Source organism: Actinomadura logoneensis, assembly GCF_003428695.1.
In the GTDB taxonomy this organism is placed as follows: Bacteria; Actinomycetota; Actinomycetes; order Streptosporangiales; family Streptosporangiaceae; genus Spirillospora; species Spirillospora logoneensis.
In genome coordinates this window covers 1-7,761 of sequence record NZ_QURH01000274.1, presented here as the reverse complement: position 1 = coordinate 7,761, position 7,761 = coordinate 1, and the positions used below count along the sequence as shown (strand labels likewise).

Here is a 7,761-nt window from a genome sequence, read left to right as displayed (position 1 = left end):
CCCGGCCGCGGGCACGGCCGCGGGGCCGGGCGGGGTCGCGAGCGGCGCTCCGGCCATGGGGCCGGGCGGGGTCGCGAGCGACCTGCGGGGCGTCGAGCGGTACCTGGTGGTGCCCCTGCGGGGGATGCGGCTCTGGCTGCTGTCCTTCCCGCTGATGTTCGCCTCGATCGCGGTGACGGTCGCGCTGTCGCTGGTCGGGGCGGGTGTCGGCATCCTCCTGGTGCCGCCCGCGGTGATGATGATGCGCGGCCTGCTCGACACCTACCGGGGCCTGGTGTCCCGCTGGACGGGCCGGAGGATCGAGCGGCCGTACCTGCCCGTCCCCGAGGGCAACCCGCTGCAGCGCTTCCTCGCGGTCATGCAGGACCCGGCGACCTGGCGCGACCTGGCGTTCCTGCTGCTCGACCCGATCGTCTCCGCCTTCACCGCGTTCCTGTCCTTCCTGCTCGTGCTGTACGGGATCTACGGCTGGCTGCTGGCCGCCTTCCTCGGCCGGATCATCAAGGAGTACGGCGGGAACGACTGGTACACCTTCGTCCCCCTCCAGGGCAGCTTCTCCGACCACCCGGTCAACGCCGCGCTGATCGCCGCGCTCGGCACCGTCTACGGCCTCGCCGGCCTGTACTTCGGCCCGCGCCTGATGGACGCCTACGGCGGCTGGGCCCAGTCGCTGCTCGGCCCGACCGAGAAGTCCCGGCTCGCGCTGCGCGTCCGGCACCTCGCCGAGTCCCGCGCCGACGCCGTCGACACCTCGGCCCGCGAGCTGCGCCGCATCGAGCGCGACCTGCACGACGGCGCGCAGGCCCGGCTCGTCGCGATGGGCATGAGCCTCGGCGCGATCGAGCAGCTGCTCGACAAGGACCCCGAGCGCGCCCGGACGCTGCTCGCCGAGACCCGCGCGTCGTCCGCCAAGGCCCTGTCCGAGCTGCGCGACCTGGTCCGCGGCATCCACCCGCCGGTGCTCGCCGACCGCGGCATCGGGGACGCGGTCAAGGCGCTCGCGCTGGACCACCCGCTGCCCGTCGAGGTCGCCGTGGACCTGCCCGGACGCCCGGACGCCCCGGTCGAGTCCGCCGCCTACTTCGCGGTCTCGGAGATCCTCACCAACGTCGCCAAGCACTCCGGCGCGCGGCACGCCTGGGTGGACGTCCGGCACGAGGCCGGGATGCTGCGGATCTCGGTCACCGACGACGGGCAGGGCGGCGCGTCCCTGTCCGGCGGCACCGGACTTCGCGGAATCGAGCGGCGGATCGGTACATTCGACGGGGTGCTCGCCCTCAGCTCTCCCCCGGGCGGCCCGACCATCGTCACCATGGAGCTGCCCTGCGCGCTCCTCGCCCCCTGACGGAGACACCGTTGCGCGTCGTGCTCGCCGAGGACCTGGCCCTGCTGCGCGAGGGGCTGGTCAGCCTCCTCCAAGCACACGACTTCGAGATCGCGGCGGCCGTGGACAACGGGCCGTCGCTGCTCAAGGCCCTGCTCGACCACCGCCCGGACGTGGCGGTGGTCGACGTGCGCCTGCCGCCGACCTTCACCGACGAGGGCCTGCAGGCCGCGCTGGAGGCCCGCCGCCAGGTCCCCGGCCTGCCCGTCCTGGTGCTGTCGCAGTACGTCGAGCAGCTCTACGCCCGCGAACTGCTCGCGGACGGCACGGGCGGCATCGGCTACCTGCTGAAGGACCGGGTGTTCGACGCAGGGCAGTTCGTCGACGCCGTCCGGCGCGTCGCCGGGGGCGGCACCGCGATGGACCCGGAGGTCGTCGCCCGGCTCGTCGCGCGCGGCCGGGACGACTCGCCGCTCGCCCGGCTCACCCCGCGCGAGCGCGAGGTGATGGAGCTGATGGCGCAGGGCCGCTCGAACGCGGCCATCGCGCAGCAGCTCGTCGTGACCGAGCGCGCCGTCACCAAGCACACCGCCAACATCTTCGCCAAGCTCGACCTCGCCGTCTCCGACGACGACAACCGGCGCGTCCTGGCGGTGCTCGCCTACCTCAACAGCTGACCCCCGGCCCGCCGGCACCGGGCGTCCGGCACCGGGCGTCCGGGGGCGAGCGAGGGTCCGCTAGGAGTGGAAGTTCACGCCGTTCATGGTCGGCTGGATCGTCCCGGCGGTGAAGGAGTCCGGGCAGAGCACGACCGGGCCGGACCCGCCGGGGACGTCGTTCCAGCCCGCGTGGACCTTCACGCCGAAGCCGCCGATGGTCGGGCAGCCCTGCGTCGCGTCGTACTTCACGCCCTCGAACGCCGAGGTCCCGGGCTTCAGCGTGATCGTCGTCCCGGCTCCGGGCATCGCGGCGCGCGTCGTCCGCAGCTCCTGGTACCGGCCGGACGAGCCCTTGCCGAAGGTCGCCCACCCGGCGGCGAGCGTGCACGGACGCCCCGACCTGTTGGTCAGGATCAGCGTCGCGAAGACGTGCCCGTCCTTGCTCCACGGCTGCCGCTGCCAGCCCGCCCGCAGCTCCCCGGCCGTGCAGCGCGCGGCGGTGCCGCCGGTCTGCCCCGTCTTCCCGTGACCGGGGACGGTGTCGGGCGTCGCCTTCCCCGTGGGGTTGCCGCTCCCGCCCGTCTCGCCGGGGGCCTCCGGTGAGGCCGTCACCTTGGACGACCCGGACGTCGTGTCGCCCGCCTTGGTGTCCCCGCACCCGGCGAGGGCCACGGCGACCGCCGCCACACCCCCGGCCAGCGTGACGCTCGTACGAACGGAACGTGGCTTCATGGCGAACACCCTGCCAAAGCCGGTGCCCCGCCACAACCGCACACGGTCCGGTCCCCGGGGGCGGCGGTCAGCCCGTCCAGGTGAAGCGGGGCGGGCGGCGCTCCAGGAAGGCCGCGACGCCCTCGGCGACGTCGCCGCCCGCGGCCACCTCGTCCAGCCACGTCCGGGCGATCTCCTCCGCCGGGCGGTCGGCGGCGAGCGCGTCCACGATGTCCTTGGTGGCGCACTGGGTGAGCAGCGAGCGCGTGGCGAGCGTCGCGGCGAACCCGGCCACCCGCTCGTGGACCGTTCCCGCGGGGACGGTCTCGTCCAGCAGCCCGATCCGCAGCGCGTGCCCGGCGTCCACCAGGTCGGCCGAGAACAGCAGGTACTTGGCGGCGGACGGCCCGACGAGCCGGACCAGCCGGGCCGTCGCCGACAGCGGGTAGACGATGCCGAGCTTGGCCGGGGTGATCCCGAACCGCGCGTCCTCGGCGGCGAACCGCAGGTCGCAGGCCGCCGCGAGCTGGCAGCCGCCGCCGACGCAGAACCCCTCGATCGCGGCCACGGTCGGCTTGGGGAACGCGGCGAGCGCCTCCTCGGCCAGCGTGGACAGGTGCCCCCTGTCCGGGCGGTTGATGTCGGCGAGCTCGGCGATGTCCGCGCCCGCGCAGAAGTCGCCGCCCGCGCCGGTCAGCACCACCGCCCGCACGGACGGGTCGCCCGCCATGCCGTCCAGGAGCTCGGGCAGCTCGCGCCACATGGCCGCCGACATCGCGTTGCGCTTGGCGGGCCGGTCGATGGTGATCGTGCCCACGCCGTCCGCGACGTCGCCGCGCAGCCGTCCCTCGTCGCCCATGTGCGCTCCTTCCGCCCGTTCGCGCGCCATCGTACGGAAGCTCCCCCGCCCGCCCGGACGCCGGGTGTCGGAGGTCCGTGGCAGTCTCGTCCCGGACGGGCCCGGCGGGGTCCGCCGGCGATCCGGGGAGGTCACGGCGCGGGCGGGGGGCGGGGCCGGGGCGGGGTCCCGGCCGGAAGCGGGGCAGGGAGGGGGAATGCACAGAACGCGGAATGTGCTGTACTGTCAAATCAGCGTCTCCGTTCGATACGGCGTTCCGTTCCGCGTCCAGCGTGAATCGGGCCCGGGAGGCGCGCACGTTCCCCGCCCCGGGCCTCTGAGCGCCCGGTGACAGCCTGTGCGGCCACGCGCCGCCCGCAGCCTTCCAGGGAGCCGACGACTTCTCCGCCTGCCAGTCCAGGCCGATCTCCTTCCCTCACTCGTTCCTCTCGCTCACGCGCCGCCCGAGAAGCGGCCGTATGAAGGGACCCGCATGACCACTACCACCACGGCCGAACACGCCCTCTCGCTCACGCGCCGCCCGAGAAGCGGCCGTATGAAGGGACCCGCATGACCACTACCACCACGGCCGAACACGCCGCCGTGCCCGCCCAGGCCGACCGGCGCCGCCGGACCCGGGCCCGCGCCGCGTCGGCCCGCACCCCCGTCCACGCCGACGGGCCCGCCCGGGACACCGGCGGCGACGAGGACGCCCAGCCCCTCCCGGTCGTCCCGTTCCACGGCATCCTCGCCGTCCAGGACAGCCGGGCCTTCGTCCGCACGTCCGGCTACCTCTCCGGCCCGGACGACGTCCACCTGACCCCGGCGCAGGTCCGGGACGCGCACCTGCGTCCGGGCGACATCGTCGCCGGCACCGCCCGCCCGCCCCGCTCGGGCCGGGAGCGGTACGCGGCGCTCGCGTCCGTCGAGTCGGTCAACGGGCAGCCCCCCGAGGCCGCCGCGGGCCGGCCCGAGTTCGGCAAGCTCACCCCGCTGTTCCCGAACGAGCGGCTGCGGCTGGACACCGGCGCCATGGTCACCCGCGTGATCGACCTGGTGTCGCCGATCGGCAAGGGCCAGCGCGGCCTGATCGTCGCGCCGCCCAAGACCGGCAAGACCATGGTCCTCAAGGCGCTGGCCAACGCGATCACCACCGACAACCCCGAGTGCCACCTGATGATCGTGCTGATCGACGAGCGGCCGGAGGAGGTCACCGACTTCCAGCGCTCGGTCCGCGGCGAGGTCGTGCACTCCACCTTCGACCGGCCCGCCGAGGAGCACATCGCGCTCGCCGAGCTCGCCGTCGAGCGGGCCAAGCGGCTGGTCGAGCAGGGCCACGACGTGGTCATGCTGCTCGACTCGATCACCCGGCTCGGCCGCGTCTACAACCTGGCGGCCCCGTCCAGCAGCCGGATCCTCGCCGGCGGCGTCGCGACGACCGCGCTGTACCCGCCGAAGAAGTTCTTCGGCGCGGCCCGCAACATCGAGAACGGCGGGTCGCTCACCATCCTCGCCACCGCGCTCGTCGAGACCGGCTCGCGGATGGACGAGGTGTTCTTCGAGGAGTTCAAGGGCACCGGCAACATGGAGCTGAAGCTCGACCGGAGCCTCGCCGACCGCCGCGTCTTCCCCGCCGTGGACGTCGAGGCGTCCAGCACCCGCCGCGAGGACCTGCTCATGTCCCCCGAGGAGCTGGGGCTCAACTGGAAGCTCCGCCGCGCGATGTCCGGCATGGACAAGCAGCAGGCGATCGAGCTGCTCCTGGAGCGGATGAAGGGCACCGGCAGCAACGCCGAGCTCCTGCTCCGGCTGCAGCAGGCGCTCTGACCCGCCACGCCAGGCCTTCGATCGGCCCGCCACGCCTTCGATCGGACGGCCAAGCCTTCGACCGCCCTGCCCGCCGCGGGAATCAGCCGCCGGTGGCGGGGGGCTCCGGGTCGAAGGACCGCAGGATCCGGTCGTAGAGGCGCGCCCCGGGGGTCCAGCGCCTGGCGTGGGTGAAGTAGAAGAACTCGTACCCGGCGACGCGGCTGCGCAGGGCGTGCGACCCGCCGTCCCTGCCCCAGGTGAACTCCCACTCCGCCGCGCCCGGCGCGAGGTCCGGCGCGGACTCCAGCCGCAGCCGGCGGTAGCCGGGGTAGGTCCCGGCGCCCGCCGCGCGGCGCTCGTCCGCGCGCAGGCCGGCCAGCGGGTCGCCGGGGGCCCGGACGATGGTCAGGCCCTCGCCGTCCGACGGATCGGACCAGGCCACCCCGTTGGCGACGCGGTGCGGCCGCCAGGCCGCCGGGACCTCGACGCTGAACGCGCCGTCCGCGTGGTAGACGGTCGTCCGGTCGGACGCGGCCGGGATCGACCGCACCGTCGACGACGCGCTCTTGCTGACCGAGTTCCAGCGCGCCGACCACGCGCCCAGCATCGCGACCCCGGCGAGCGCCGCGCCGAGCCCGAGCAGCGCCCCGAACCGGGGCCGCTTCGAGGCCGGGATCTGGAGGGGGACGCGGGGGTCGGCACTGTCGTCGGGCTCGTAGGGCTCGTCGCTGTCGTGGGACTCGTCGCTGTCGTCGGCGATGATCGTCTCGTCCGGGGTGTCCGGGGCTTTCGGGGTTCTCGGGGTTGCCGGGGCGTTCGGGGCGCTTCCTGGGGCCGCTTCTCCTCTGCCGGGTGGCGCGGACCAGCCTGGCGCCGCCCCCGCGCCGCACGTCGCCGGCGCGGCGGGCAGGGTGCGCAGCGCGTCGCGCAACAGCCGCTCCACGGCGTCCGCGGACAGGCGCTCCGCCGGGTCCTCGCGGAGCAGGCCGTACACGACCGGGGCGAGCGCCCGGGCCGCGCGCGGCGGCTCGTACTCCCCGAGCAGCACCGCGACCATCGACGCGAGGGCGTGGCAGCGCAGGAACGGTGAGCGTCCCTCGACCGCGGCGTACAGGGTCGCCCCGAGCGACCACAGGTCGGACGCCGGGGTGGACGGCCGTCCGCGCACCCGCTCGGGCGCGAGGTAGGCGGGCGAGCCCTCGATCCCGGCGACGAGCGTGTCGTCCAGCCCGCCGCCGCACCGCAGGCTCCCCCCACCGTCCGCGGCGGCATCCCCGGTCGCTCCGGTGGCGGCCGTCGTTCCCTGAGCGGCGGTCGTTCCTTTGGCGGCGGACGTCGCGGTGCCGCCGTGGACGCCGCCGGAGGTGTGGACGGCCAGGCCGAAGTCGGTGAGCAGCACCCGGCCGTCGTCGCAGAGCAGCACGTTGGACGGCTTGACGTCGCGGTGCAGGATGCCCTCGGCGTGCGCGGCGCGCAGCACCGACAGCAGCGCGAGGCCGATCTCGGCGACGCGCGCGGGCGGGAGCGGGCCGTCCTGGGCGAGCACCGCGTGCAGCGAGCGGGCCCGCAGGAGCTCCATGATGATCCAGGGACGGCCGTCCTCCATCACGATGTCGTAGACCTCGACGACACCGGGGTGGCGGAGCGCGGCGGTGGCGCGGGCCTCCTCGAGCATCCGGCGGCAGGCGAGCCGGCGCTCCCCGGCGGTCAGCCGGGCCGGAAGGCGGACCTCCTTGACGGCCACGTCGCGGTCGAGCAGCTGGTCGTGGGCGCGCCACACCGTGCCCATCCCGCCGCGGCCCGCCTCCGAGAGCAGGCGATACCGGCGTGCGAGCGGTATCAACCCTTCTCCCCCCATGTGGTGTTTATCGGTCGAACCGCCTCCCGTCACCCTCCACGAGGAGTAAGGATTCTTTCACGATGGGTCATTTGCGGGCCAGGGCGCGCGGCGGCGCGACGGGGTCCGCGGGCGGCGTCCGGCGGAAGAGGACCCAGGTCACCCAGGCCGCGCCGCCCGCCGGGATCTCCACGGCGTAGGTGTAGAAGGAGTACAGGATCGTCGCCGCGGCGGCGGGTCCGGCGGGGACGCCGAAGGAGACGAGCAGCGCCGCGGTGCCGGTCTCGCTGATCCCCGCGCCGGACGGCGTGACCACGGCCGTGGTCAGCATCCGGTTGATCGCGAAGACCGCGACCGCCTCGGCGACCTGGACGTGCGCGCCGACCGCGAGCAGGCACGCGTACAGCAGCGCGGCCTGGAGGAACAGGTACGCCGCCATGCCGAGGGTGAGGCCGCGCCAGCCGGTGCGCAGCACGTCCACCGTCCGCGCCCGGACCGACAGCAGCGCGCCGTCCGCCGAGAGCAGCCAGCGTCCGGCGCGGCCGGGCAGGCGGCGGGCGACGGCGCGCAGCCGCCGGTCCAC

At 74.8% G+C, this 7,761-nt stretch carries 6 protein-coding genes and 1 pseudogene; 3 read left to right on the top strand and 4 right to left on the bottom strand.

The features are described 5' to 3' along the window. Positions 1 to 1,345, top strand: a 1,345-nt coding sequence (locus tag DZF91_RS16330; protein WP_407920913.1) for a sensor histidine kinase, incomplete at its 5' end; no start/stop codon positions are given. 11 nt (positions 1,346 to 1,356) lie between these two features. After that, positions 1,357 to 2,001: a LuxR C-terminal-related transcriptional regulator gene (locus DZF91_RS16325; RefSeq protein ID WP_117358317.1), complete on the top strand. Its 645-nt coding sequence runs from the start codon at positions 1,357 to 1,359 to the stop codon at positions 1,999 to 2,001. Between the two features lie 60 nt (positions 2,002 to 2,061). Here the strand turns inward: DZF91_RS16325 and DZF91_RS16320 are convergent, their stop codons facing one another. Together DZF91_RS16320 and DZF91_RS16315 are read right to left on the bottom strand one after the other, a co-directional pair. Beyond that, positions 2,062 to 2,715, bottom strand: a complete 654-nt coding sequence (locus tag DZF91_RS16320; RefSeq protein ID WP_117358316.1) for a DUF4232 domain-containing protein — start codon at positions 2,713 to 2,715, stop codon at positions 2,062 to 2,064. Positions 2,716 to 2,782: 67 nt separating this feature from the next. Then, on the bottom strand, positions 2,783 to 3,553 hold the full coding sequence (locus DZF91_RS16315; protein WP_117358315.1) for an enoyl-CoA hydratase/isomerase family protein: 771 nt from the start codon (positions 3,551 to 3,553) through the stop codon (positions 2,783 to 2,785). Between the two features lie 603 nt (positions 3,554 to 4,156). Here DZF91_RS16315 and rho point away from each other — a divergent pair. Continuing rightward, positions 4,157 to 5,359, top strand: a pseudogene (gene rho / locus DZF91_RS16310) (transcription termination factor Rho); the annotation flags it as partial. Between the two features lie 82 nt (positions 5,360 to 5,441). Here the strand turns inward: rho and DZF91_RS41185 are convergent. Continuing rightward, positions 5,442 to 7,184, bottom strand: a complete 1,743-nt coding sequence (locus tag DZF91_RS41185; protein WP_199486679.1) for a serine/threonine-protein kinase — start codon at positions 7,182 to 7,184, stop codon at positions 5,442 to 5,444. Positions 7,185 to 7,266: 82 nt separating this feature from the next. After that, the coding region (locus DZF91_RS16300) for a lysylphosphatidylglycerol synthase domain-containing protein (protein WP_199486678.1) at positions 7,267 to 7,761 on the bottom strand (495 nt) is incomplete at its 5' end.